Source organism: Vibrio sp. 1978, from assembly GCF_033344345.1.
Genome location: NZ_JAWPOP010000794.1, coordinates 1 through 577, shown reverse-complemented (window position 1 = coordinate 577; position 577 = coordinate 1). Strand labels below are relative to the sequence as shown.

Annotated in this window: 1 protein-coding gene; it reads left to right on the top strand. The window is 44.2% G+C overall.

Going from position 1 to position 577, the window contains the following annotated elements:
* Window positions 1-577, top strand: a 577-nt coding sequence (locus tag R8N49_RS29145) for a PepSY domain-containing protein (protein WP_318190702.1), incomplete at both ends; no start/stop codon positions are given.

The window sequence follows — 577 nt, the reverse complement described above, 5'->3', positions numbered from 1 at the left end:
TTCAAAAGCTTAAAGCCAACCAAGACAAAAATGGTGATGTCCACGTCCGGTATCAACAAACCTACAAAGGAATTCCGATCTGGGGGAAACAGATCGTTTTACACCGGGATAAACAAGGGAAAATCAAACGCTTTGGCGGTACGTTAGTTCATGATATCGGGCAAGACATTTCTAACACGACTCCTCAGCTCAACCTTGAAAGAATAAGAAGCAAAGTACAAAAGCCGTATTTGGATGTTGGCTATCACATCGAAGATCAACAACAGGGATTGCGTATTTATATCGATGACAAAGACGTTGCGCATTTAGCCTATGAGATCCAGTTTTTTGCCGATTCTGAACAAGCGGTAAACCCCACTAGACCAACTTATCTCGTGGATGCTAAATCCGGTGAAGTGCTGTTGCAGTATGAAGGATTAGCTCATGCAGAAGCAGATGGCCCGGGAGGCAATCAAAAGATTGGTTTCTATGAGTATGGTAAGGAATACGACCCGCTACTTGTTCAGCAGTCGGGGAGCACTTGTATCATGGATACGCCTAATATCGTCCAAACCATCAACCTAGATGGCCGAACTTC